Source organism: Xanthomonas sp. 3307, assembly GCF_014199735.1.
Taxonomy (GTDB): domain Bacteria; phylum Pseudomonadota; class Gammaproteobacteria; order Xanthomonadales; family Xanthomonadaceae; genus Xanthomonas_A; species Xanthomonas_A rydalmerensis.
The window spans coordinates 89,367-112,231 of sequence record NZ_JACHOG010000004.1 but is presented as its reverse complement, the minus strand read 5'-3'; the positions used below and the strand labels follow the sequence as shown (position 1 = coordinate 112,231).

Here is a 22,865-nt window from a genome sequence, read left to right as displayed (position 1 = left end):
GATAGTGAATGGGTGATGCGAGGGAATGCGTGCGCGTGGTGTCGCGTACGCCGTTGCTCAGTGCTTGGCGGTCTCGCCTTCGGTGCGTTCGCGCTTCAGGAAAGCCAGGACGGTGGCTTCCTGGTGTTCGATCAGCCATTCGGCCATGGCGATTTCCTGGTCGAGGATGGCGGCGCAGATGTCGGCGATCTCGGTCTGCCCGGCTTCCTTAGCGGCGATGACCAGCGCGCGATAGCTGGCGATCTCCACGTGCTCAAACGCATAGCTGACGCCCAGGCTCTTGACTACTTCATCGCTCATCATCGAATTGCCGGCGGCATGCACCGACGCCATCACGCTGGCCACCGTGCCCTTGATCGTGGGGATCGAGCCGTCGAGGATCTCGATGCAGCGCTTGACCTGCTCGGACTGATCGCGGGTTTCGTTCACGTGCTGCTCGATGCGTGCCTTCAGCTGCGGGTAGTGCTCCAGGCGGCCGGCGGTGGCAGTGAGCATGGTGTTGGCCTCCTGCTCCATCGCATAGGCGTCCTGCAGCCACTTCAACAAGCGTTCGGTGTTGCTTCGGGTCATGGATATCGCTCCAGATGTTGTGCGCGACGCAATGTGCATCGCATCGCGCGTCCGTGTGTTTTTCCCCTGTGCAACCACGCTAGACCCGTCGCCGTTAGAGCGGTTGCAGCGCAGGGTGAATGCCATGCGAGATGCGGCGTGAGGGAACGTGCACAGGCGGCGGTGCATGCGATGCACGTGTGTCGAATACGTTTCCACAGGCGTGCTTGTAGGAGCGGCTTCAGCCGCGACAGACATTCGGGAACGCCTGTCGCGGCTGAAGCCGCTCCTACCTGAGAGTGCATTGGATCTGAGAATGGCCCGCCGCCGGTGCCGTGAAAGGCATTGCATCGCGCGTCGCGATGCGCGTGCGCATGGGAAACCGCAACTTCGAAGGACATTTTCGGGAAAAGCCATCGCGGCTGAAGCCGCTCCTACAGCGCCGCCAGCCGTGATGCTTTCCCGAATCCCGAATCCCGAATCCCGAATCCCGGCTCTACAGCGTCACCGCTCCACCCGAAATCGTCAGCAGCGTGCCCGAGGTATAGCTCGAGGTATCGGCAGCCAGCAGCACATAGGCCGAGGCCAGCTCCACCGGCTGGCCAGGGCGGCCGAACGGTGTCTGCTCGCCGAAGGTCCGCACCGATTCCTCGTCCATGCCGGTGGGAATGAACGGGGTCCAGATCGGGCCCGGCAACACCGCATTGACCCGGATCTTCTTCTCGGCGAGCAGGCCGGCCAGGCCGATGGTGAGGTTGGCCAGCGCGCCCTTGGTCGCCGAGTACGGCAGGATGTTGGGCGTGGGCTTCTTCGAGTTCACCGAGGCGGTGTTGATGATCGAACCGCCCTCGGGCATGTGCGGCAGCGCCAACCGCACCAGGTGGAAGGGCGCGTGCACGTTGGTGGCGAAGGTCTTTTCCCATTCGTCGAGGGTGATCTCGTCGAAGCTGTGGAAATAGCGCTGGTAGGCGGCGTTGTTGACCAGCACGTCGAGGCCGCCGAAGGCGTCGGCCACGGTCTTGATCAGGGTTTCGGCCTGCGCACGGTCGCTGATGTCGCACGGATGCAGCAGCACGCGCACGCCGGCGTCTTCGACCAGCTTGGCAATGCGTTCGGCGTCATCCTGCTCGTCGGGCAGGTAGGCGATGGCGACATCGGCGCCCTCGCGGGCATAGGCGATCGCCACCGCCGCGCCGATGCCGCTGTCGCCGCCGGTGATCAGGGTGCGCTTGCCCTGCAGCAGCCCGTGGCCGACATAGCTGTCTTCGCCATGATCCGGTTTCGGATCCATGGCCTGGGTCTTGCCGGGGAAGGATTGCTGCTGCGCCTTGAACGGCGGCGACGGATAGTTGGGAACGGCCATGGGCATGTCTCGTTGGGGAGTGTCCAACGAGGGTGGGCAGGCGCAGGTAAAGCCGGGGCCAAGGCCATGTCGCCGGCATGTCACGACGCGGGCGAGCGCCCACGCTGGCGGCTGTCTGCGACAGCCGATGCCGCCGCGCCGCGAACTCAGCCGGCGGCGAGCGTGCGCGAGCCGACGATGATCATGCGCAGCATCGCGGTGATCTGCCGGATCAGTTCCGGGTCCTTTTCTGGTGGCAGGTCCATCGCGGTGGCGCCCATCGCGAACACCAGCCGGGTGATCGCCTTGGACACCAGCGCCGGTTCGTGCAGCGGCGTGCCTTCCAGCGCGGCCAGGCGGATCAGGTCCACCCGCAGTTCGTCCTCGAAGTAGTTCAACTCGCGGTCCACCGCGTGCTTGAACGCGTCCGAGCCGACCGTGCCCTCGCGTAACAGGACGTGCAGCAGCTTGTCGTCGGCGCGCAACTGTTCCATGAAAGTCTCCACGGAACTGAGGATGATGCTGCGGCGGGTGCCGGCAGCGCGCTGGCGCGCCTGGCCGATGATGGTGCGCAGCGAGCTGCCGGCCAGGTCGATCAGCGCCACCGCCAGCTCGTCCATGTCGCGGAACTGACGGTAGAAGCTGTTGGGGGCGATGCCGGCCTCGCGGGTGACCTCGCGCAGGCTCAGCGTGGACACGCTGCGGTGCGGCCCGATCAGCTTCAGGGCCGCCGCCAGCAGGTCCTCGCGCGAGATCGCGCCTTTGCGGACGGTCGGCATGTCCGCGGACGGAGGAGGGGAGATCGTCGTCATGGGCAGACCGGACCAGGCAATGAGGGATGATACCGCCATTGCTGAATGCACAAGTGTATAGACATCTGTATCTTCGCCTGTATAGTGGACCCCATGAACGCTGCCCGCCGTCCCGCCAAGTCCCGCCCCGCCGCCCGCGCCCTGCGCGCCTGGGTCAAGCCGGACGTGTTCGATTTCTGGTCCACCCGCCTGCATCCGCTGTGGACCTGGCAGCGCCCGCGCGCGCGCCTGGTACAGCGCGAGGCGGCCAGCAGCGACGCGGTGACCCTGGTGCTGCAGCCCAACCGCCACTGGCGCGGCCTGCGCGCCGGCCAGCACGTGGAGCTGGGCGTGGAGATCGACGGCCGCCGGCTGCTGCGCAGCTACAGCCCCACGCCCTTGCCGGGCGGGCGCCTGGCGATCACCGTCAAGACCATCGACGGCGGCCGGGTCAGCCAATACTTGGCCGGCGCGGCGCGTCTCGGCGAGGTGTTCGAGCTCGGCCAGGCCTACGGCGAGATGGTGCTGCCGACCGCGCCGCACGGCCGCTGGTTGCTGCTGGCCGCCGGCAGCGGCATCACCCCGATGCGCGCGTTGCTGCGGCAACTGGCCGACGCCGGCATGCCGGCCGACGTCGACCTGCTGTACTGGGCGCGGCGCCACGACCAGGTCTGCTTCCGCGACGAACTGCAGGCGCTGGCCGCGGCGCATCCGCGCTTCCGCCTGCATCTGGCCATCACCGGCGAAGGTGAGACGCCGGCGCCGCGTGTGGACACGCTGCCGCTGGAGTCCCTGGGCAGCCTGGAACAGGCGCAGGTGCTGGCCTGCGGCCCGGGCGGCTTCGTGCAGTCCGCGCGTGCACGCCTGCAGCACCGCGTGGCACGCTTCCAGGCCGAGGCGTTCAGCGCGCCGCCGGCCCCGGTCGATGTCGAAGAAGGCACTGTGGCGGTGACCCTGGCGCGCAGCGGCCGCGTGCTGCAACTGCCGCGCGGCCAGTCGCTGCTCACCGCGCTGGAGGCCGAAGGCCTGCGGCCCAAGCACGGCTGCCGCATGGGCATCTGCAACAGCTGCGCCTGCGGCAAGCAGGCCGGCGTCACCCGTGATCTGCTCAGCGGCGCGCACGCCGCCGAACCCGGTTCGCTGAAGCTGTGCGTCAACAGCGCCAGCAGCGACCTGACCCTGGACCTCTGAGGACTTCCCCATGGCGGCTCCCCGCAACCGTGCATTGACTCCGGCCGAACTGCAGGCCTTCGGCGACGAACTGGATGCGCTGCGCACGCGCACGCTGGCCGACCTGGGCGCGCGCGACGCGCGCTACATCCGCCGCATCGTCGCCGCGGTGCGCTACACCGGCCTGGCCGGCCGCGCGCTGCTGTTCCTCGGCGCGTTCGTGCACAGCGTGCTGGTGCCGGCGTGGATCGCCGGCGTGGTGCTGCTGACCCTGTCCAAGATCCTGGAGAACATGGAGCTGGGCCACAACGTGATGCACGGCCAGTACGACTGGATGGGCGATGCGCACTTGAACGGCAACACCTACGAGTGGGACATCGTCGCCACCGGCGACAACTGGCGCAAGACGCACAACTTCAAGCACCACACCTACACCAACGTGCGCGGCATGGACGACGACATCGGCTATGGCCTGCTGCGTATCTTCCCCGAGCAGCGCTGGCGCCCGTTCTACCTGGCGCAGCCGTTCATCGCGGTGGTGTTCGCGCTGCTGTTCGAATGGGGCGTGGCGATCCAGGACCTGCGCCTGGGCCGCTGGTTGGCCGGCAAGATGAAGCGCGGCGAACTGAAGCGCACGTTCCTGCCGGTCGGGCGCAAGATGGGCCGGCAGATCTTCAAGGACTACATCCTGTTCCCGGCACTGGCCGGCCCGTTCTTCCTGCCGGTGCTGCTGGGCAACCTGACCGCCAACGTGCTGCGCAGCATCTGGACGTTCGTGATCATCTTCTGCGGCCACTTCACCGCCGATGCGGAGACCTTCCCCAAGGACTCGATCAAGAACGAGTCGCGCGGGCACTGGTACCTGCGGCAGCTGCGCGGTTCGTCCAACCTGGCCGGCGGCAAGCTGCTGAACGTGCTGTCGGGCAACCTCAGCCACCAGATCGAGCACCATTTCTTCCCGGACGTGCCGGCCAACCGCTACGCGGCGCTGGCGGTGCAGGTGCGCGAGATCTGCGCGCGCTACGGCCAGCACTACAACACCGGTTCGCTGCCGCGGCAGTTCGGTCAGGTGGTGTGGCGGATCGTGCGCCACGCCTTCCCGAGCCGGCCGCGCCCGGTGCGCGCGCTACAGCCGGCGACGCAACAGGCCGGCTGAGTACCGCACGCAAGACAGCAAGAAGGCGGGGGCAACCCCGCCTTTTTCATTGGTTCGGCGCTGGCGCCACATGCACGCCTCGCTCACGGAAGGCGGTCGATCATCCTTAGCCGCCTGCAGACGCTGGCGGCGGTGCAGGCGTCTTCCGTTGCGCGAGGGCCTGCGATGAAACCTGCCAAGCTGTTCAATGTCGTCGCCAAGAAGGCATCGTATGCCGCCGGCACGCCCTGGACCTTCTGCATCGCGCTGGGCATCGTGCTGGTGTGGGGCCTGAGCGGGCCGGTGTTCGGCTTCAACGACACCTGGCAACTGGTCATCAACACCGGCACCACCATCATCACCTTCCTGATGGTGTTCCTGATCCAGCACACCCAGAACGCCGATACCGCGGCGATGCAGATCAAGCTCGACGAACTGATCCGGGTCAGCGCCAAGGCCAACAACGAGCTGCTGGATCTGGAAGAACTCGACGAGAAGCGGCTGGAAGAGATTCGCCGCCAATACGAGGAACTGGCGCGCAAGGCCGGCGAGGCGCTGCGCGCGCGCAATGCCCGCGACGGCGACGGTCGTGAGACCCACGATCGCCCCAAGGGCTGACCCAGACGTTCATGCGCTTGCCGATGACGTAAGCGGCGTGCCGGCGATGAGCGCGACACGCCGCTGCGCGTCGCAGGAATCAGGCCGGCACGGCGCCATCCGGATCGTCCGCCGCCGCGGTCGTCGACGCGCGCTCGGTGGCCTGCAGGGTATCGCCGTGCGGCGGCGTGGCGCGGAGGTCGTCGGCGACCGCAGCCGGGGCGGGAGACGCCGCTTCGGGCGAGGCGGAGTGCGTCTGACGGCGATAGGCGCGGATCGCGGCGAAGGCCGTGCCGGCCAGCGCCAGTTTCCAGAATAGACCTGGCATCGAAAGGCTCCAGTGCGGAAGGAGCCGCCAGCGTCGGTCAGCACGGGTGGCGCAGGCGTGCATGTCGCGTGCGGATGGCGTGGTGGTGCGGGTCGACAGCGGCGCGCGTGCTCGCGTGCTCTTCATGATGCCTTGCGGGTCGGCTAACGCATGCCGCCCTAGCGTGATGCATTCCCACGCTTCTGCAGGAGATCGTCATGGCCCAGCGCACTTCACCTCCCTCCGGCACGCATGACGTACGCCAGGCGGCGTATCGCGGCGAGCAGGGCGATGTCTCGGCCGACAGCGGCGTGCCGCGCGGCCGCGACCGCGACGTGCCGTCGCAGCCGATACCTCCGCCGCAGACACATGCGCCGCAGGACCACGGCGAGGACCGCAGCGGACGCAGCCAGCCCAACCTGGGCCAGGCTGGTACCTATGGCGCCACCGGCGAGCATGCAGGCGGCGCTCATGGCAGGGGCGCCACGCCCGGTGGCTATCACGAGGACGATGCGGACAATGCGGCGCAGGATGCTGCCGCTGCACGTGGCGAAGACTAGCCGCACCGTGCGCTGAACATGCGTTCGGCAGGCGCAGACGCATCTCGTCTGCGCCACGCGTCGGTAACGCGCGCGGTGCGACCATGCGGCTCCCCACCCGGAGTTCAGCACGTATGTCCAAGCAGACCATGGCCCGCCTGCTCGCCGAAACCCTGCACAGCGCGGGCGTCGAACGCATCTGGGGCGTCACCGGCGACAGCCTCAACGGGTTGACCGATGCGCTGCGGCAGATGGACAGCATCGAGTGGATGCACGTGCGCCACGAAGAAGTGGCCGCCTTCGCCGCAGGCGCCGAAGCCGCGGTCAGCGGCAAGCTGGCGGTGTGCGCGGGCAGTTGCGGTCCGGGCAACCTGCACCTGATCAACGGCCTGTTCGACTGCCACCGCAGCCATCAGCCGGTGCTGGCCATCGCCGCGCACATCCCGTCCTCGGAAATCGGCCTGAACTATTTCCAGGAGACACACCCGCAGGAACTGTTCCGCGAGTGCAGCCACTACGTCGAACTGGTGACCAATCCGGCGCAGATGCCGGAGGTGCTGCAGCGAGCGATGCGCACCGCGATCCTGCGCCGCGGCGTGGCGGTGGTGGTGATTCCCGGTGACGTCGCCCTGCAGGAGATGCCCAAGGGCACACCGACGACATGGCCGGCACTGGCCGCGCCGCGCATCCTGCCGGCCGACGCCGACGTGGCCAAGCTGGCCGATCTGCTGCAGGCGAGCAAGGCCACCACCTTGCTGTGCGGCAGCGGCTGCGCCGGTGCGCACGACGAGGTGGTGGCGCTGGCCGACGCGCTCGGCGCACCGATCGTGCATGCGCTGCGCGGCAAGGAGCACGTGGAGTGGGACAACCCGTTCGACGTCGGCATGACCGGCCTGATCGGCTTCAGTTCCGGCTACCAGGCCATGCTCAACTGCGACACCTTGCTGATGCTTGGCACCGACTTCCCGTACCGGCAGTTCTATCCCAAGGACGCCACCATCGTGCAGGTGGACAACGACCCGGCCGCGCTGGGGCGGCGCACGCCGCTGCAGCTGGGCATCGCCGCCGACGTGCGCGAAACCATCGCCGCGCTGCTGCCGCGACTGCAGCGGCGCGAGGACCGCGGTTTCCTGGAGAAGTCGCTGGCCCATTACCGCAAGGCGCGCGAAGGCCTGGACGACCTGGCCGTGGCGTCGGCGCCAGGCGAGCCGCTGCATCCGCAGTTCGTCACCCGCATGGTCGATGCGCTGGCCGATGCCGATGCGATCTTCACCTGCGACGTCGGCACGCCGACGGTATGGGCGGCGCGCTACCTGACCATGAACGGTCAGCGCCGCCTGCTCGGTTCGTTCAACCACGGCTCGATGGCCAATGCGATGCCGCAGGCGTTGGGCGCGCAGGCGCAGTTCCCGCGCCGGCAGGTGATCTCGCTGTCCGGCGATGGCGGCTTCACCATGCTGATGGGCGACTTCATCACCCTGGCCCAGCTCGGCCTGCCGGTGAAGGTGGTGGTCTACAACAACGGTTCGCTCGGCTTCGTGGCGATGGAAATGAAGTCGGCCGGCTACCTGGACACCGGCACCGACCTGAGCAATCCGGACTTCGCCGCGATGAGCAACGCCATGGGCATCCTGGGCCTGCGCGTGGACGAGTCGGCGCAACTGGAGCCCGCGCTGCGCGAGGCGTTCGCGCATCCCGGCCCGGCGCTGGTGGACGTGCGCGTGGCCAGCCAGGAACTGGCGATCCCGCCGGCGGTCAAGCTGGAACAGGCCAAGGGCATGGGCCTGTACCTGCTGCGCGCGGTGATGAGTGGGCGCGGCGACGAGGTGCTGGAGCTGGTCAAGACCAACCTGCGCTGAGCGCGGCCAACCGCACGCGGCGCGGACGGTGCCCGAACCCCGCATGCACCACGTGTCCGCTGCGGTTCCTACGCATCGCCCGTACCCACCTGACACCGCGCGCGACGTGGTGTTGGCCCCTGTGAGTCGTGGCCGCATCGCGATCCGGGTACGATCGCCGCGGTTCGCTCCGCCTCTTCCGTCGCGCCCAAGGTAGGCCATGCCCCGTTCGCTGCTGCGGCAACTGCTGCTGATCTGGATCGTCATCGTCGCCGCCTGCGTGGGCATGGCGGTGGTGCTGGTCGGGCTGTACCGGCATAGCGAAGGCGTGCGCAGCGAACGTGCGCAGACCGGGCTGCGCGAGGTCTGCACGCGCATGGTGCAGCGCTACAACGGCGCCAGCGCCGCCGCCCACGGCAGCGACGGCACCGGCCTGGCGGCGGTGGTGTCGCAGCTGGTGCTGGCCGATGCCGCCGGCGTGGAAGGCGGCTTCTGGGACCGCCAGCGCGGCTTCCTCGCCTACGCCTATCCGACCTACGACGGGACCGAGCACAAGACCGACGTGCCCTCGGCCGAGCGCAACGTGATCATTTCCACCGCGCAGCGCGGGGTGGAGGCGCAGCACACGGTGGACTACCGCCGCGACGGCCAGCGCGAGAGCCTGCTGATCGCGGCCTGCCCGCTGGACCGCACGGCCGCGGCCTGGGCCATGACCCGGGTCGCCTCCAGCGATGCCGCCGCCAGCCTACCGCTGGCGTTGGGCCTGGGCCTGATCCTGGCGCTGGTGGTGGTCTCGGCGTTGGCGCTGGGCTGGGTGGTGCGGCGCTGGAGCCAGCGCCTGCAGGGCATCCAGCAGGCGCTGGCGACGCCGGCCGAGGTGCCGCAGATCCCGCGCACCGGTGCGCCGGAACTGGACCGGCTCGGCGCCGCGGTCACCGACTACGCGCAGCGCAGCGCGCAGGCGCTGGCCGAGACCCGCCGGCTCGGCGAGGAACTGTCGCGGCACGAGCGCCTGGCTGCGCTCGGGCGCATGACCGCGACCGTGGCGCACGAGATCCGCAACCCGATCGCGACCTTGCGGCTGGCGCTGGAAAACCAGATCGCCGCGCACGCCGACGGCACCGACGACGCCCAGGCGCAACTGATGCTGGCGCAGATACAGCGCCTGGACGGGGTGGTGGAAAGCCTGCTCGGCATGGTCCAGCCGATTCGCCTGCACCGGCAGCCGGTGGCCCTGCAGCCGTGGCTGCAGGCGCTGCTGGAACCGGCCGACTGGGACGGGCAGGCGCCGCCGATCGCGCTGCGCCTGCAGGCGGCGCCGGCGCAGTGGATGCTCGATCCGCAACAGGCCGCGCGCGCATTGTTCAATCTGCTGCGCAATGCCCTGCAGCACGCCGCGCCCGGCACCGAGGTGACCCTGGAAGCGCAGACCGAAGACGACGTGCTGCAACTGCGCGTGCGCAACCACGGCGACCCGGTGCCGGCCCCGGTGGCCGCGCATCTGTTCGAGCCGTTCGCCAGCGGCCGCAGCGACGGTAACGGCCTGGGCCTGGCGCTGGTGCGCGAGATCGCCCGCGCCCATGGCGGCGAGGCGCACTACGCGCATCGCGACGGCATCACCGAGTTCAGCCTGGAGCTGCCATGGCGCGCATCCTGATCATCGACGACGACCTGGCGTTCCTCAGCACCCTGCAGGCGACGCTGCGCTCGTTCGGCCACGAGGCGATCGCCGTGGCCGACCCGCGCGAGGGCCTGGCACGCCTGCGCGAGGGCGGCATCGATCTGGCCTTCGTCGATTTCCGTATGCCCGGCATGGACGGCATCGCGCTGATGCGCGCGCGCCAGGACGACGCGCAGGCCATGCGCGTGCCGCTGGTGATGCTCACTGCGCATGCCTCCAGCGGCAACACCATCGAGGCGATGACGCTCGGCGCCTTCGATCATCTGGTCAAGCCGGTGGGCCGCGCCGACATCGCCGAGGTGGTCGAGCGCGCGCTGCGCAGCCGCGGCGACGACACGCCGGACCCCGCGCCGGCGATGCCCGCCGAGGAGGCAGACGCACTGCTCGGCCACAGCGCGGCGATGCGCACCGTGCACAAGCGTATCGGCCTGGCCGCCGCCTCCGACCTGCCGGTGCTGATCAGCGGCGAAACCGGCACCGGCAAGGAACTGGCGGCGCGCGCGCTGCATCGCGCCAGCGCTCGCGCCGCGCAGCCGTTCGTGGCGATCAATTGCGCCGCGATCCCCGCCGAGCTGATGGAGAGCGAACTGTTCGGCTATCGCAAGGGCGCGTTCTCCGGCGCGGTGAGCGACCGCAACGGCCTGATCCGCGACGCCGACGGCGGCACCCTGTTCCTGGACGAGATCGGCGACATGCCCTTGCCGATGCAGGCCAAGCTGCTGCGCTTCCTGCAGGAAGGCGAGGTGTCGCCGCTGGGCGGGCGCGGCGCGCAGAAGGTGGACGTGCGGGTGATCGCCGCCACCCACCGCGACCTGGTGCAGGCGGTGGAGGCCGGGCGCTTCCGCAGCGACCTGCGCTACCGGCTCAACGTGGTGCCGATCGAACTGCCGCCGCTGCGCGAGCGCGGCGACGACATCCTGCTGCTCGCCCAGCACTTCCTCGCCGCCGGTGCCAGCGCGCCGCAGACCCTGTCGGCCGACGCGCAGGCGCGCCTGCGTGCCTATCTCTGGCCGGGCAATGTGCGCGAGCTGCGCAATGCCATGCAACGCTGTCAGGTGTTGGTGCGCGCGCCGGTGATCGAGGCGCACGACCTGGATGAGTTGCTGGCGTCGCCACCGGCCGAGATGCCCACAGCGCTGGACACCGATGCACTGACCCTGCCGCAGGCGATCGCGCAACTGGAACGGCAGATGATCCAGGCGGCACTGACCCAGGCCCACGGCAACCGCGCCGAGGCCGCGCGCCGCCTCGGCATCCATCGTCAGCTCCTGTATCGCAAGCTCGACGAGTATGGGCTTTAGCGGCGCGCTGGCGCGCCGCGGGATTGGGGAGTCGGGATTGGGGATTCGTAGAAGCGCCTGACATCAGGCAGCGACACCCGCTTTTACGAATCCCCAATCCCGACTCTCCAATCCCATTCCATCCACACCTGTCCGCAAAGCGGACAGGTGTGGATGGAATGAAGACGCCGTGGAGCCCGAGTTTGTACTCGATTACCTTCAGGATCAATGGCTTAAAAGTTGGCACGGCCTCTGCTTTATCTCTTCTGCGAGCGGCGCCCCCTTGCCGCTCAGGAGGAACATCCATGATCCGTCGTAGCGCACTCGCTCTGTCCCTGGTGCTGGCCACCGCCGCCGCTGCCGCCACCGCGCAGGTGCCGGTGCCGCCCGCACCTCCCGCCCCGCCGGCGCCCGGCAGCGTCCCGGCACCGCCGCCGCCGCCCGCGGCCCCCGTCGCTGCCACGCCGGTGCGCGTGGACGGCACCGTCGAGCGCTTCATGCTCAACCCCAACGGCGACGTCGATGGCCTGTGGCTGATGGACGGCACCCAGGTGAGCTTCCCGCCGCACCTGTCGGCCGATCTGCAGGCGGCGGTGCGCCGTGGCGACGCGGTGTCGGTGCAGGGCTATCGCCTGGGCAGCCTGCCGCTGCTGCAGGCCAGCACCATCACCGCGCGTCGCAGCGGCAAGCAGGTGGTCGACCGCCCGCCGAACCCGATGACGCCGCCGCCGGCGCCTCCCGCACCGCCGGCCCTGACCCCGCTGCAGGCCGATGGCCGCATCGAGCGGCTGGTCTACGGCCCGCGCGGCGACACCGCCGGCGTGCTGCTCAGCGACGGCACCGTGGTGCGCATGCCGCCGCACGCCGCCCTGCAGTACAGCGAACTGCTGCGGCCCGGCGCGCGCCTGAGCGTCAACGGCTTCGGCGTGCTGACCCAGGTCGGCCGTTCGGTGGAAGCCACCCAGGTCGGCCGCGACCGCAATTCGCTGCAGGCCGTGTTCGCGCCGCCGGCCCCGCCTGCGCCGCCGGCGGCCCCGCCGCCGCCGGGCGCACCGGGTGCGCCGGCTGCACCGCCGCCGCCGGCACCGCGTTGATCCAGGCGCTGCCGCATCGCGCCTGACCCCTGCGCCCGCCGTTCGCGGCGGGCGCTGCCGGCCCCCGCCGGCTCCCCCTTTCTCCTGGAGAACAAAATGCATTGGGTCGATCCCGATTCCCTGCCGGAAACCCGCGGCACGCTCGCCCGTTTCCTGCTCAACCCCAAGGCCGACGTTGACGGCCTGCTGTTCGACGATGGCACCGAAGTGCACACCCCGCCGCACCTGTCGGCGCAACTACTGAAGGCGCTGCATCCCGGCGCCAGCCTCGGCGTGCGCGGGCTCAAGCCGCGCGGCGCCGATGTGCTGGTGGCGCTGGCGATCGATCCGGACGGGGCCGAGCGCATCGTCGATGAAGGTCCGCATGCCGGGCCCCACAAGCCCAAGCCGCCGGCCAAGCCCAAGCCCGCGCAGGACGCGGTACGCCACGCCGGCACCATCGCGCGGCTGCTGCACGGTCCGCACGGGCAGGTGCATGGTGCGCTGTTGGACGATGGGCTGATCGTGCGCTTCCCGCCGCACGCGGTGCCGGAATCGGCGCGTTGGTTGGCCGCCGGCAAGCCGCTGGCGGCGCAGGGCGAACTGCTGGAGTCCGCGCACGGCCAGGTGCTGCATGCGCAGGCGCTGGGTGCGAGCGAGGCGACGGTGCAGCCATTGGCGCCGAAACCGAAGCCGCCCAAGCCTCATCACAAGCCGTTGCACGGGCATGCGCATGATGCTGCGCCGAAGGACGGGCCGAAGCCGAAGCCGAAACCCAAGCCCAAGCCCCACTAAGTACCGAGCCGTCGCGGCGGTGTGCCCCTGGCCACCGCCGCGCCTGTGTTGCCTTCGCTCATCCAGGACTCCGTCATGCCGCCCGTCCCGCCTGCGCTGCACCACGCTTTCCTGCCTCCTTCCTTGCTTCCTTCGCTCTCGCCGGTGCGCGCATGAGCGGCGCCGATCAGCGTCAGCGCCCACGCGGTACGCGCGCGCTGGAAGCGCTCAATTTCACCATGGCCGACGTGCAGGACGGGCTCGGCCCGTTCCTGAGCGTGTTCCTGCAATCCAAGGGCTGGTCGCTGGGCGCGATCGGCTCGGTGATGACCGCCGGCGGCATCGTCGGCATGCTCGCCACCACGCCAGGCGGCGCGCTGGTCGATGCGACCAAGCGCAAGCGCAGCATCGTGGTGGTCGGCTGCAGCATGATCCTGCTGGCCTCGGCGCTGCTGTGGTGGTCGCCGACCTTGCCGGGCGTCATCGCCGCGCAGGTGATGACTGCACTCGCCGCCGCCGCGCTGGGGCCGGCCCTGTCCGGCATCACCCTGGGCCTGGTGCGCCAGGCCGGTTTCGATCACCAGATCGCGCGTAATCAGGTCGGCAGCCACGCCGGCAACGTGGTGGCCGCGGCGCTGGCCGGTGTGCTCGGCTGGAAATTCGGCTTCGGCGCGGTGTTCGTGCTCACCGGCTGCTTCGGCGTGCTGGCGATCGTCTCGGTGTTGCTGATTCCGCGCGATGCGATCGATCACCGCGCCGCGCGCGGCATGGCCGAGGCGGACGACGACAATGGCGCCCACGTCAGTGGCTGGTCGGTGCTGCTGACCTGCAAGCCCTTGCTGGTACTGGCCGCGGCGCTGGCGCTGTTCCACCTGGGCAATGCGGCGATGCTGCCGCTGTACGGCATGGCGGTGGTGGCCGCGCACCAGGGCGACCCGAACGCGCTGACCGCCACCACCATCATCGTCGCCCAGTCCACCATGGTGCTGGTCTCGCTGCTGGCGATGCGCCTGATCCGTGTGCGCGGGCACTGGTGGGTGCTGTTGCTGACCTTCCTGGCATTGCCGCTGCGCGGGCTGATCGCCGCCAGCGTCATCCATACCTGGGGCGTGTTCCCGGTGCAGATCCTCGATGGCGTCGGCGCCGGCCTGCAGAGCGTGGCGGTGCCGGCGCTGGTGGCGCACCTGCTGCAGGGCACCGGCCGGGTCAACGTCGGGCAGGGCGCGGTGATGACGATGCAGGGCGTCGGCGCGGCGCTGAGTCCGGCGCTGGGCGGCTGGATCGCCCAAGCGTTCGGCTACCGCGCCGCGTTCCTGCTGCTGGGCGGCATCTCGCTGCTGTCGCTGGCGTTGTGGGTGGGCATGCGCAAGCACCTGCGGCAGGTGGCTGTGGAGGCGCGACGGGCACCTGCGCCGGCTTGATTCCCCCTGGCGCTTGCATGGTGCCCCATCGGTCCATAGCCACGGTGTGCAGTTGGATCGCCGAACGTGGCCGATCAGCGCCGCATGACAAGCTCGGCCATGCCGTCGAGCCGTTGCTTGATCGCTCTCCAGTCCGGCAGGTGCGCGTCGAGCAGGCGCTGGAAGGCACGGCCGTGATGGTGGGCTTTCAGATGACACAGCTCATGCAGGATGACGTAGTCGATGCATTCGCGCGAGGCATGGATCAGGCTGGCGTTGAGCGTGATGCGACCATTGGTGGAGCAGCTTCCCCAGCGCCTTTGCATGCGGCGTACCATCAGTGCGGGTGGGTGCGTCACCCAGCGCAGCGGTTCGGCGGTGGCGACCAGGCGCTGCTGGAAGATGTCCTTAGCACGCTGGCGAAACCAACGTTCCAGTATGGTGCGTACCGCCTCCGCCGATCGTGCGGGCACTGTCACCTCAAGATAGCCGCCGCGCAGCGCCGTGCGTTCGACTTGCGTACCGACCAACACCTTCAGCCGATAGCGTCGCCCCAGGTACAGCACCGTCTCGCCACTGACGTACTCGCGCGGCAGCAGCAGGCGGCGGCGTGCCTCGATCTCGACCAGGTGGCGGTGGATCCAGCCTCCCCGTCGCTGCAAGGCTTGGCGAAGGTCGGCGTCGCTGATCTCTTGCGGCGCATCCATGTGTACCGTGCCATCGGTATCGACATGGATGGCGACACTGCGTTTGCGGCGGTGAGGCGAGCGTCGGATCTGGCACAGAATCGTGCGCTCGCCGTAGCGCACCTGCATCGCGGTGGCGGCCGGCAGATTCATGCTGGGCGCAGCCCAAGGCGGGTGATCTGCACCACCTGGTCCACGATGCCCTTGGCGTGCTCCAGCCCCACCAGCTCGAACACGCGCGGCAGCAACTGCTGGCGGATCTGCGACTCGATGTTCTGTTGGTTCAGCGAATGCTCGGCGACTGCGGTGCGCACGACGCTATCGATCTCCAGCGACAGGGCGACCAGGCGCTCCGACTCGTGCGGCCGACGTGCCGCCATCGCCTCTTCGCCCAGCTCCAGCCGGATCGCGCCGTAGTAGGCTCGGGCATGCGGGTGCGCGTGCAACCGCTCGGGAATACCGGGCAACTGCACGTCTTGCAGCCGCTCCTCGAACTTCTTGAACAGCGCATATTGCTTGAGCGGGTGGTCGAACATCGCTTCGGCCTCGGCGATCGCCTGCCGCAGCAGTTCGCCGAAGACCTTCTGCGCATAGGGATCGTTGGCCAGGTCCTGCTCAATGGTCTTGCGCAGGCGTGTCCGGATCAGGTCGGCCTCGTTTCGGGTCTTGTCCTCGGGCCAGGTCTCGGGATCCTCGTGCTTGCCCAATTCGTGCACGATGTAGGCGCCTTGCGGCTCGCGGATCTCGCGGCCGATGACCTGTTTGTCCACCAGCTTGCGGATCTGTTCTTCGTAGACGCCATAGTCCACGGTTTCCATCGCGTCGCGGCGCGCGGTCAGGCGCAGGCCGGAAAAGAAGCGTAGATCCTGCTTGTAGCGGTCGATCAGGGTGTCGGGAAAGTCGCTGTCCTCGAAAAAGCTGCGCGAGGACAGCGCCGTCTGCAGGCACAGGCCGAACTCGGTCAGCGCTGCGTAGAAATCCTCGCGCAGCGCCTGGCGTTGATCGTATTCCTCGCCGTCCTCGCCCTGCACGAAGCGTGGGCTCAGCCGTTGCCGGAATTGTTCCGGATCGTGGTGGCTGTCCAGCCCGTCGAAGAACGACCACAGCCGCGCATGCAGTCCCGGCAGGCGTTTGTACTCGGTGCTGACCGCGTGATACAGCCCGTCCAGATCGGCCAGGTCGAAGCCGGCCTGGGTGCGAGTCTCCAGGTCGCGATAGGCGCGCACGGCGGTATCCAGTTCCGGCAGGATGCCGCGGTAGTCCACCAGCAGGCCGTGGCGCTTGGCATCGTGCAGGCGGTTCACCCGCGCCACTGCCTGGATCAGGTTGTGGCCTTTCAGCGGCTTGTCGATGTACAGCACGCCGTTGCGCGGTTCGTCGAAGCCGGTGAGCAGCTTGTCCACCACGATCAGCAGCTCCGGGTCGCCTTCGCCGCCGAAGGCATGCACGGTCTCGCGCTCGTAGTCTTCCGGGGCGATGCGGGCATCTATGATGGTCTGCTTCCACCACTTCTGCACCTCCGGCAAGGTGTCCTCGTCCACCGCGCTGTTGCCCTCGCGTGTGTCGGGCGGGGAAATCACCACCGCGCTGCTGACCAGGCCGGTGTCGTCCAGTGCGCGCTTGTAGCGGATCGCATCCAGCTTGCTGTCGGTGGCCACCTGGCCCTTCAGGCCCAGTGGTTTGACGTGTTCGTGGTAATGCGCGGCGATGTCCCAGGCGATCAGCTCGATGCGGTTGGCGGCGCCGTGGATCGCGCGCTTGCCGGCGAACTTCTTCTTCAGGTCGCTGCTCTGCGCTTCGGACAGCCCGGCGGTGAGCTTGTCGAACCAGCGGGTCACCGCGGCCTCGTTGACGTCGAGTTCCGGCACACGCTCCTCGTACAGCAGCGGCGCCACGGTCTGGTCTTCCACCGCGCGCTGCATCGAATAGGCGTGCAGGATCGGGCCGAACTTGTTGGCGGTCTTCTCGTCCTTGAGCAGCGGGGTGCCGGTAAAGGCCAGGTAGGCGGCATTGGGCAGCGCCTTGCGCATGCGCTCGTGGGTTTCGCCGCCGTGGCTGCGGTGGCCTTCGTCCACCAGCACGATCAGGTCGGGCGAGGGGTTGCGGCACTCGGGCAGCTTGGCGGCGGTGGTGAACTTCTGCACCAGCGAGAAGGTGATGCGCTCGGTGCCCTGGCCGATGCGCTGGGCCAGGTCGCGGCCGGTGGTGGCCTTGCTGCGCTCGCCGTCCTTGCGGGTAGCCACCGCCGAGCCGAACGCGCCGCCGCTGAGGAAGTTGCGCGCCAGCTGGGTTTCCAGGTCGGTGCGATCGGTGACCACCAGCACCCGGCATTCCTGCAGCGCCGGGTCCAGCAGCAGCGCCTTGGTCAGGAATACCATGGTGAAGCTCTTGCCCGAGCCGGTGGTGTGCCACAGCACGCCACCCTCGCGGCCGCCATCGGGCCGGCGTTTGCGGATCTGCGCCAGCAGCGCGCGGATGCCGAAGAACTGCTGGTAGCGCGCCACCAGCTTGCCGGCCTTGCGGTCGAACAGCACGAAGTTGCGCAGGAATTCCAGCAGCCGCGCCGGGGTGAGCAGGCCGGCCAGCAGGCGGTCCTGTTCGGTGGGCAGCATCGGCTGCGCCCACAGCGCCCGGCAGTAGGCGCGCAGCGCGTCCGGCTTGCCGGCCAGCAGCGCCTCGACGGTGGCGGCCGGCAAGGGCGTGTTCTTGATCCGGCTCAGCTGCGCCTCGTCGAACTGCTCCTCGCGCCAGCGCGCCCAGAACGTGGCCGGGGTGAGCGTGGTGCCGTAGCGCGCCTCGGTCAGGCTGACGGCCAGCAGCAGTTGCGCATAGGCGAACAGGTGCGGAATCTCCTCCGCGCGCTGGTTGCGCAGTTGTTGGCTGATGGCCTCGGCCACCATCGACCTGCCGGCATGCCCGGCATCGGCGCGCTTGGCCTCGATCACCAGCAGCGGCAGGCCGTTGACGTAGCCCACGATGTCCGAGGTGCGGGTGTGCGTGCCCTGGGCGGACAGCACTTCGCATTCCTCAGTGATGTCCCAGCGGTTGGCGGCCGGGTCGGTCCAGTCGATCACCGCGATGGTGGGCTGGTGCTTCTTGCCGTCGGGCATGAACTCGGTGACGGTGATGCCCAGCGCCAGCCGCTTGTACAGCGTTTCGTTGGCGGCCAGCAGCCCTTCGCCCAGCGGCAGCGCCGACAGCTCGCGCACGATCTGGTCGATGGCGCCGGGCGAGAGCGGATAGTCCTGGCCCTTGTATTGGTAGCGCCGGGTCTGCAACACCTCCACCAGCCGCGGCAACAGCAGCACCTCGCGGGTGCCGCCGCGCAGCGCCAGGCACTCGGCGGCGCTCAGGTACCGCCAGCCCAGGTTGCACAGCAGGTGCAGGGCGGGCAGCTGCGCGCTGGCCTGTTCGCGGGTGTCGGGGGCGCGGTGGGTCATGTGGATGCGGCCTCGTCGGCGGTCAGGCGCACGCGGCGCTTGCCAGTGAGGAGTTGGGACATCAGGGCCTTCTTCTCATCACGGAGTTTGTCCAGTTGCGCTGCGATCAGTTTTTCTTTTTGTTCAGCCATGTTGAGGATGGCCGCGATACGTCGCTGCTCGGTCATATCTGGAATGTGTAGCCGCAGCTTAAAGAAGTCGCCGACACCTACATTGAGCAATCCATGATTGCGTGCGCCTTCCTGGGCGATCCCCGCAAGTCCTTCGTTGAGCATCCCGACTTCGAAGTAGTGCCGGAAGAAGTCTGCATCCGCTTCGACTTCATTGCGCAGCCGGAAGCAGATGTAGAGGCTCGACACCGCGCCTCGGTCATACCGTGTCAATGGTTTGATCGCTCCCATCGGATAGCCTGCTGAATAGCTCTTGTTGTAAGCAAATTCGCCACGTTCTAGGAGCGTATAGCCTGCCAGATTTTGGCTTGCGACAGACTTGTTGAAATAGTTGCGCTGGCTGACAAGTCCGCGAGTTCCGGAGATAGTGAGCACATTCGAGTCCGCAACCGAATTGCGCCGGGTTACACGTTCGAAAATTTCATCTAAGTCGACGAATTTCCATCCATGTGTGGTCATGCTGCTATGTCGTCCATGGATGAAAAGTTGGTTCGTTAGTGCTTTTCGCTGCGCGCCGGCGTTTGCAAGGAGCTGCTCAGTACTGGCGATGGCTTGATCCCAGGTGGAGAGGATGTGGGCGATGCGGCGCTGTTCGCGAATCGGAGGCAGTGCTAAGTCAACAGACTTCAAAAGGCTTGTGTCTAGCTTTCCAGTTCCATGGCCTGCAGTGTCGACCATGTCCAAAACAACATGCTTCTTGCTCTGAAGCTGGTAGGCGAGGAATCGGGCATCAAGATTGTCGATGGGAACCATCGCCTTGATGTCCTGGTTGAACGCGACGTCCCGCATGGCAAGGCTGACTGGAAGGTCCTTCAGTAGAGCCATGCCTCGCGTCACAACCAATACTGAGTTTGCAGGTGCAATGGATGCCGCCGCTTTCCCTGATTCGGTCAGGGTCAAGCCCGTTTCTTGCAGCCAAAGCGTCTTCATGTCCCTCACAGTCACCCAAGGGAAATCGCCGGACCAGAAGGCCGGATTCTCCTTGCTTGGTGTGTTGCCGGAAAGCAGCTTGGTGGACTCGCCAATCGTGCTGTGTCGCCAGTCTTTAGGGAACATCAAAATTTCTTCCCATCGTTAGCCAGTCGGCCATTTGATCGACATTTCTCTCGTTTATGCGCAAGCTTCTCCATCGACTCCAGCACCTGGATGTCCTCCACATCCGCTGCCAGCGCCTCCGCCTTGCGCCGCTTCGCATCGAACAGCGCATAACGCTCATGCGCGATCTGCTGCATGCGCTCGTGGCTGACCGTGCCTGCAACCTTCAACAGCGGCCGTTCGTTGAACTCGACGAAGCGGTCCACGTACTGGCGCCAGTCGTCCGTGCGCAGGTCCTGGCGCTGGCTGGCGCGGTCCTCGGCGTAGTCCAGGAACAGCGCCGCGATGAGGTTCAACTGGGTGATCTCCTCGGCGTGCAGGTAGTTCTTGGCCACGATCACATCGGTCTTGCGCACGCGGCAGGCCTTCCAGCTGGTCAGTGCCATGTTGGGCTGGTCGGGGTTGGCACGTTCCACGACGCGGTGTGCGGCGGTCTTCTGGCCGTCGGCGTCAGTTGTCAAGGCGTGCTTGACGACTGACACCCGGGTCCAAGACTGTGATAACGGTTTGTCTCGCTGTAGGCTAGGCAGGGCGGTTGTCCGGATCACCCTGGGAAGGGGGGGGTCACATTGACCCCCCCCTTGCGGCAAGTGCTTGATTTGCCGTGTGAGAAAATGGCGGTTCATGGCGTGTCCTGATCGTCGTCCGTGTCCTGCTCCAGCGGCGGCGTGGCGTCCTTCTGCAGCCGCTTGATGCTGGTTTGCGGGGTAGGCAGGTGTTCCGGCAAGGTTCCGCCCAGTTCTTCGATGGTCTTGCGCACGGTCTGGCCGACGGCGTAGTGCGTGCGGTTGGCTGCGGTCTTGCCCTGCACGTTGTCGCGGCGCAGCTTTTCTTCGGCCTGCGTGGCGCGGAACAGGTTGGCGGCCAGTTCGGTGCTGCCCATGTGATCGAGGATCTTCTGGCTTTTCTTCAGCGCCTTGCGCGCGTGAATGTCCTTTGCGCCCAGGCCGCCATACAAGCCCTTGTAGCCGTGGTCCTGGAAGACGGCGTACTCAAGCGGCGTCTCCACGCCCGCCTGTTTGGCGGCCGCCGCCAGATCCTTGTTGTGCTGGCTGATCTGGTCGCGCAGGAACAGGCGGCGCTGGTTTTCGCTCAAGGCATCGAAATCGACCGCTTCCTGGCCCTGGATGCGTTCATTGCCGACGCGCGCCAGCCAACGCTTGAAGGGTTCGGCTTTCGGCGAGGAAATGGATTGGATGAAGCGCAACGCGCCTTCCAGCGTGGTGCAATTGAGTAGCTGTGGGCCCCCAGCCGTGCTCACACGCAGTGGGGTGACCAGGGCTTCCCAACTGCGGGAGAGTTCTTCGTCGCGGCGACGCAGGTTGCGCAGATAGTTTTCCGGGCTTTCCGAGTCGGTCAGTGCGCTGACCACATCGATGACGGCGAACCACCATTGATCAGCATGCCAGGTGCGCCGGACCGCGGCGCCTTCGTGGCTGGGCAATGCGTCGATCGCATCGGCGGCGGTGTCCGGTTTTTTTTCACTCATAGCCCAGCTCCTTCAGATATCCGGCCATCTGTTCCTCGAGCTTGGCCAGTTCGCTCTTGAGCTGTTCGCGTTCGCGGCGCACGGCCATCAAGTCGATCTCGGCCTCTTCCTCGAACGTATCCACGTAGCGGGGGATGTTGAGGTTGTAGTCGTTGCCGGCAATCTCGGCCGGGCTGGCCAGGTAGGCGTACTTGTCCACGCTCTGACGCGCCTGCACCGTGTCCAGGATGCGTTGCAGGTCGCTTTCGCGCAGCAGGTTCTGGTTCTTGCCGTCCTGGTAGTGGCGGCTGGCGTCGATGAACAGCACGTTCCTGTCTTTCTTTTTCTTGCGAAACACCAGGATCGCAGCCGGGATGCCGGTGCCGTAGAACAGCTTTTCCGGCAGGCCGATCACCACGTCCAGCAGGTTCTCTTCGATCAGCTTCTGACGGATGCGGCTTTCGGCGGCGCCACGGAACAGGACGCCGTGCGGCACCACCACGGCCATGCGGCCGGTGCGCGGCTTCATGACTTCGATCATGTGCAGGATGAAGGCGTAGTCGCCCTTGGTGCGCGGCGGCACGCCGCGGCGGAAGCGGTCGTGCGGGTCGCTATCGGCGCTGTCGTGCCCCCACTTTTCCAGCGAGAACGGCGGGTTGGCGACGACGATGTCGAATTGCTTCAGGGCATTGCCGTTCAACAGCTTGGGGTTGCGAATGGTATCGCCCCATTCGATGCGGTGGTTGTCTTCGCCGTGCAGAAACATGTTCATCTTGGCCAGCGCCCAGGTGCTGCCGATCGCCTCCTGACCATAGAGCGCGTACTTGCCAGTGCCGGTGCGCTCGCGGATCAGGCGGCCGCACTTGAGCAGCAGCGAGCCGGAGCCGCAGGTGGGGTCGCAGATCTCGTCGCCTTGCCTTGGCTCCATCAGCCGCGCCATCAGCGCGGAGACTTCCGGTGGGGTGTAGAACTCGCCGGCCTTCTTGCCGCTGCTGGAGGCGAAGTTCTTGATCAGGTATTCGTAGGCATTGCCGATGATGTCCAACTGGCCAATGCGCGAGGGGCGCAGGTCGAGCGCCGGCTTGGCGAAGTCTTCCAGCAGGTGGCGCAGCAGGTCGTTCTTCTGCTGTTCCTCGCCGAGCTTGCTGGCGTTGAAGCTGATGTCCTGGAACACGTCGCGCAGCTTGCTCAGGTTGGCGTCTTCGATGGCGTGCAGCGCAGTGTCGATCCGCTCGCCGTTGCCGGGGCGGTGGCGCTGGGCGTGCAGGGTGTAGAAGTTGGCGGTATGCGGCAGCACGAAGCGCTCGCTCTTGAGCAGTTCTTCGATCAGTTCCGGGTTGTCGCCGTGCTTGGCCTTGTAGCCGTCGTAGTGGTCCTGCCAGACGTCGGAGACGTACTTCAGGAACAGCATGGTCAGTACGTAGTCCTTGTAGACGCTGGGGTCCACGGTGCCGCGGAAGGTGTCGCAGGCGCCCCAGACGGCGGCGTTGATGGTGTCCTGGGCGATGTCGGTCTTGCTCATGGGGGGGT

The 22,865-nt window shown here is 67.5% G+C and carries 20 protein-coding genes and 1 other RNA gene; 11 read left to right on the top strand and 10 right to left on the bottom strand.

Annotated elements, in window-relative coordinates; genetic code table 11:
- Nucleotides 1–57 precede the first annotated feature (57 nt).
- The 3 genes from GGR64_RS11835 to fabR all read right to left on the bottom strand — a co-directional run bounded on the left by GGR64_RS11835 (nt 58) and on the right by fabR (nt 2,703).
- Nucleotides 58–570: a ferritin-like domain-containing protein gene (locus GGR64_RS11835; protein WP_160966074.1), complete on the bottom strand. Its 513-nt coding sequence runs from the start codon at nt 568–570 to the stop codon at nt 58–60.
- Between the two features lie 475 nt (nt 571–1,045).
- Complete coding sequence (locus GGR64_RS11830; RefSeq protein WP_184646027.1) at nt 1,046–1,912, bottom strand: SDR family oxidoreductase; 867 nt, start codon at nt 1,910–1,912, stop codon at nt 1,046–1,048.
- 146 nt (nt 1,913–2,058) lie between these two features.
- Entirely contained in the window at nt 2,059–2,703 is a 645-nt protein-coding gene (gene fabR, locus GGR64_RS11825; RefSeq protein ID WP_160966078.1) for an HTH-type transcriptional repressor FabR, read from the bottom strand.
- 93 nt (nt 2,704–2,796) lie between these two features.
- Here fabR and GGR64_RS11820 point away from each other — a divergent pair, with 93 nt between their 5' ends.
- The 3 genes from GGR64_RS11820 (at nt 2,797) to GGR64_RS11810 (ending at nt 5,605) form a co-directional block, all read left to right on the top strand.
- Complete coding sequence (locus tag GGR64_RS11820) at nt 2,797–3,873, top strand: ferredoxin reductase (RefSeq protein ID WP_184646025.1); 1,077 nt, start codon at nt 2,797–2,799, stop codon at nt 3,871–3,873.
- 10 nt (nt 3,874–3,883) lie between these two features.
- Nucleotides 3,884–5,008, top strand: a complete 1,125-nt coding sequence (locus GGR64_RS11815; protein WP_184646023.1) for an acyl-CoA desaturase — start codon at nt 3,884–3,886, stop codon at nt 5,006–5,008.
- 165 nt (nt 5,009–5,173) lie between these two features.
- A complete protein-coding gene (locus GGR64_RS11810; protein WP_160966084.1) occupies nt 5,174–5,605 on the top strand; it encodes a low affinity iron permease family protein in 432 nt (143 codons plus the stop codon).
- Between the two features lie 79 nt (nt 5,606–5,684).
- Here GGR64_RS11810 and GGR64_RS11805 read toward each other — a convergent pair whose 3' ends face one another.
- Nucleotides 5,685–5,912 (bottom strand): hypothetical protein, encoded by a 228-nt coding sequence (locus GGR64_RS11805; protein WP_184646021.1) that lies wholly within the window; start codon nt 5,910–5,912, stop codon nt 5,685–5,687.
- A 197-nt stretch (nt 5,913–6,109) separates the two neighbouring features.
- On the opposite strand from GGR64_RS11805, the gene GGR64_RS11800 reads away from it, so the two are divergent.
- From GGR64_RS11800 to GGR64_RS11765, 8 genes are all read left to right on the top strand, one after another.
- Complete coding sequence (locus tag GGR64_RS11800) at nt 6,110–6,451, top strand: hypothetical protein (protein WP_184646019.1); 342 nt, start codon at nt 6,110–6,112, stop codon at nt 6,449–6,451.
- A gap of 128 nt (nt 6,452–6,579) precedes the next feature.
- Nucleotides 6,580–8,289: a ubiquinone-dependent pyruvate dehydrogenase gene (poxB, locus tag GGR64_RS11795; RefSeq protein ID WP_184646334.1), complete on the top strand. Its 1,710-nt coding sequence runs from the start codon at nt 6,580–6,582 to the stop codon at nt 8,287–8,289.
- Between the two features lie 43 nt (nt 8,290–8,332).
- Nucleotides 8,333–8,407, top strand: a non-coding RNA gene (locus GGR64_RS11790) — sX9 sRNA.
- A gap of 81 nt (nt 8,408–8,488) precedes the next feature.
- Nucleotides 8,489–9,925, top strand: a complete 1,437-nt coding sequence (locus tag GGR64_RS11785) for a HAMP domain-containing sensor histidine kinase (RefSeq protein WP_184646017.1) — start codon at nt 8,489–8,491, stop codon at nt 9,923–9,925.
- The gene (locus GGR64_RS11780; protein ID WP_184646015.1) at nt 9,910–11,250 is read left to right on the top strand and encodes a sigma-54 dependent transcriptional regulator; all 1,341 of its coding nucleotides are present in this window, start codon (nt 9,910–9,912) and stop codon (nt 11,248–11,250) included. The genes GGR64_RS11785 and GGR64_RS11780 overlap by 16 nt, the downstream gene beginning before the upstream one ends.
- Before the next feature lie 284 nt (nt 11,251–11,534).
- Nucleotides 11,535–12,323 (top strand): hypothetical protein, encoded by a 789-nt coding sequence (locus GGR64_RS11775; RefSeq protein ID WP_184646013.1) that lies wholly within the window; start codon nt 11,535–11,537, stop codon nt 12,321–12,323.
- A gap of 96 nt (nt 12,324–12,419) precedes the next feature.
- On the top strand, nt 12,420–13,097 hold the full coding sequence (locus GGR64_RS11770) for a hypothetical protein (RefSeq protein ID WP_184646011.1): 678 nt from the start codon (nt 12,420–12,422) through the stop codon (nt 13,095–13,097).
- A gap of 152 nt (nt 13,098–13,249) precedes the next feature.
- On the top strand, nt 13,250–14,497 hold the full coding sequence (locus tag GGR64_RS11765; RefSeq protein WP_184646009.1) for an MFS transporter: 1,248 nt from the start codon (nt 13,250–13,252) through the stop codon (nt 14,495–14,497).
- A 74-nt stretch (nt 14,498–14,571) separates the two neighbouring features.
- Here GGR64_RS11765 and GGR64_RS11760 read toward each other — a convergent pair whose 3' ends face one another.
- From GGR64_RS11760 to GGR64_RS11735, 6 genes are all read right to left on the bottom strand, one after another.
- Nucleotides 14,572–15,315, bottom strand: coding sequence for a SprT family zinc-dependent metalloprotease (locus GGR64_RS11760; protein ID WP_260303000.1), 744 nt, complete (start codon nt 15,313–15,315; stop codon nt 14,572–14,574).
- Nucleotides 15,312–18,602 (bottom strand): HsdR family type I site-specific deoxyribonuclease, encoded by a 3,291-nt coding sequence (locus GGR64_RS11755; RefSeq protein ID WP_184646007.1) that lies wholly within the window; start codon nt 18,600–18,602, stop codon nt 15,312–15,314. Before GGR64_RS11755 ends, GGR64_RS11760 begins: the two co-directional genes overlap by 4 nt.
- Nucleotides 18,599–19,828 carry a restriction endonuclease subunit S gene (locus GGR64_RS11750; RefSeq protein ID WP_184646005.1) on the bottom strand — a complete coding sequence of 410 codons (1,230 nt, stop codon included), beginning with the start codon at nt 19,826–19,828 and terminating at the stop codon, nt 18,599–18,601. The genes GGR64_RS11755 and GGR64_RS11750 overlap by 4 nt, the downstream gene beginning before the upstream one ends.
- Entirely contained in the window at nt 19,828–20,328 is a 501-nt protein-coding gene (locus GGR64_RS11745; protein WP_260302999.1) for a virulence RhuM family protein, read from the bottom strand. The genes GGR64_RS11750 and GGR64_RS11745 overlap by 1 nt, the downstream gene beginning before the upstream one ends.
- A gap of 161 nt (nt 20,329–20,489) precedes the next feature.
- A complete protein-coding gene (locus GGR64_RS11740; protein WP_184646003.1) occupies nt 20,490–21,356 on the bottom strand; it encodes a BRO family protein in 867 nt (288 codons plus the stop codon).
- On the bottom strand, nt 21,349–22,857 hold the full coding sequence (locus GGR64_RS11735; protein WP_184646001.1) for a type I restriction-modification system subunit M: 1,509 nt from the start codon (nt 22,855–22,857) through the stop codon (nt 21,349–21,351). Before GGR64_RS11735 ends, GGR64_RS11740 begins: the two co-directional genes overlap by 8 nt.
- Between the last annotated feature and the right edge of the window lie 8 nt (nt 22,858–22,865).

Bases quoted from the DNA above. Each gene is read 5' to 3' on its own strand.
- GGR64_RS11835 (WP_160966074.1), bottom strand. From the start codon at position 570: ATGACCCGAAGCAACACCGAACGCTTGTTGAAGTGGCTGCAGGACGCC.
- GGR64_RS11830 (WP_184646027.1), bottom strand. From the start codon at position 1,912: ATGGCCGTTCCCAACTATCCGTCGCCGCCGTTCAAGGCGCAGCAGCAA.
- fabR (WP_160966078.1), bottom strand. From the start codon at position 2,703: ATGACGACGATCTCCCCTCCTCCGTCCGCGGACATGCCGACCGTCCGC.
- GGR64_RS11820 (WP_184646025.1), top strand. From the start codon at position 2,797: ATGAACGCTGCCCGCCGTCCCGCCAAGTCCCGCCCCGCCGCCCGCGCC.
- GGR64_RS11815 (WP_184646023.1), top strand. From the start codon at position 3,884: ATGGCGGCTCCCCGCAACCGTGCATTGACTCCGGCCGAACTGCAGGCC.
- GGR64_RS11810 (WP_160966084.1), top strand. From the start codon at position 5,174: ATGAAACCTGCCAAGCTGTTCAATGTCGTCGCCAAGAAGGCATCGTAT.
- GGR64_RS11805 (WP_184646021.1), bottom strand. From the start codon at position 5,912: ATGCCAGGTCTATTCTGGAAACTGGCGCTGGCCGGCACGGCCTTCGCC.
- GGR64_RS11800 (WP_184646019.1), top strand. From the start codon at position 6,110: ATGGCCCAGCGCACTTCACCTCCCTCCGGCACGCATGACGTACGCCAG.
- poxB (WP_184646334.1), top strand. From the start codon at position 6,580: ATGGCCCGCCTGCTCGCCGAAACCCTGCACAGCGCGGGCGTCGAACGC.
- GGR64_RS11785 (WP_184646017.1), top strand. From the start codon at position 8,489: ATGCCCCGTTCGCTGCTGCGGCAACTGCTGCTGATCTGGATCGTCATC.
- GGR64_RS11780 (WP_184646015.1), top strand. From the start codon at position 9,910: ATGGCGCGCATCCTGATCATCGACGACGACCTGGCGTTCCTCAGCACC.
- GGR64_RS11775 (WP_184646013.1), top strand. From the start codon at position 11,535: ATGATCCGTCGTAGCGCACTCGCTCTGTCCCTGGTGCTGGCCACCGCC.
- GGR64_RS11770 (WP_184646011.1), top strand. From the start codon at position 12,420: ATGCATTGGGTCGATCCCGATTCCCTGCCGGAAACCCGCGGCACGCTC.
- GGR64_RS11765 (WP_184646009.1), top strand. From the start codon at position 13,250: ATGAGCGGCGCCGATCAGCGTCAGCGCCCACGCGGTACGCGCGCGCTG.
- GGR64_RS11760 (WP_260303000.1), bottom strand. From the start codon at position 15,315: ATGAATCTGCCGGCCGCCACCGCGATGCAGGTGCGCTACGGCGAGCGC.
- GGR64_RS11755 (WP_184646007.1), bottom strand. From the start codon at position 18,602: ATGACCCACCGCGCCCCCGACACCCGCGAACAGGCCAGCGCGCAGCTG.
- GGR64_RS11750 (WP_184646005.1), bottom strand. From the start codon at position 19,828: ATGTTCCCTAAAGACTGGCGACACAGCACGATTGGCGAGTCCACCAAG.
- GGR64_RS11740 (WP_184646003.1), bottom strand. From the start codon at position 21,356: ATGAGTGAAAAAAAACCGGACACCGCCGCCGATGCGATCGACGCATTG.
- GGR64_RS11735 (WP_184646001.1), bottom strand. From the start codon at position 22,857: ATGAGCAAGACCGACATCGCCCAGGACACCATCAACGCCGCCGTCTGG.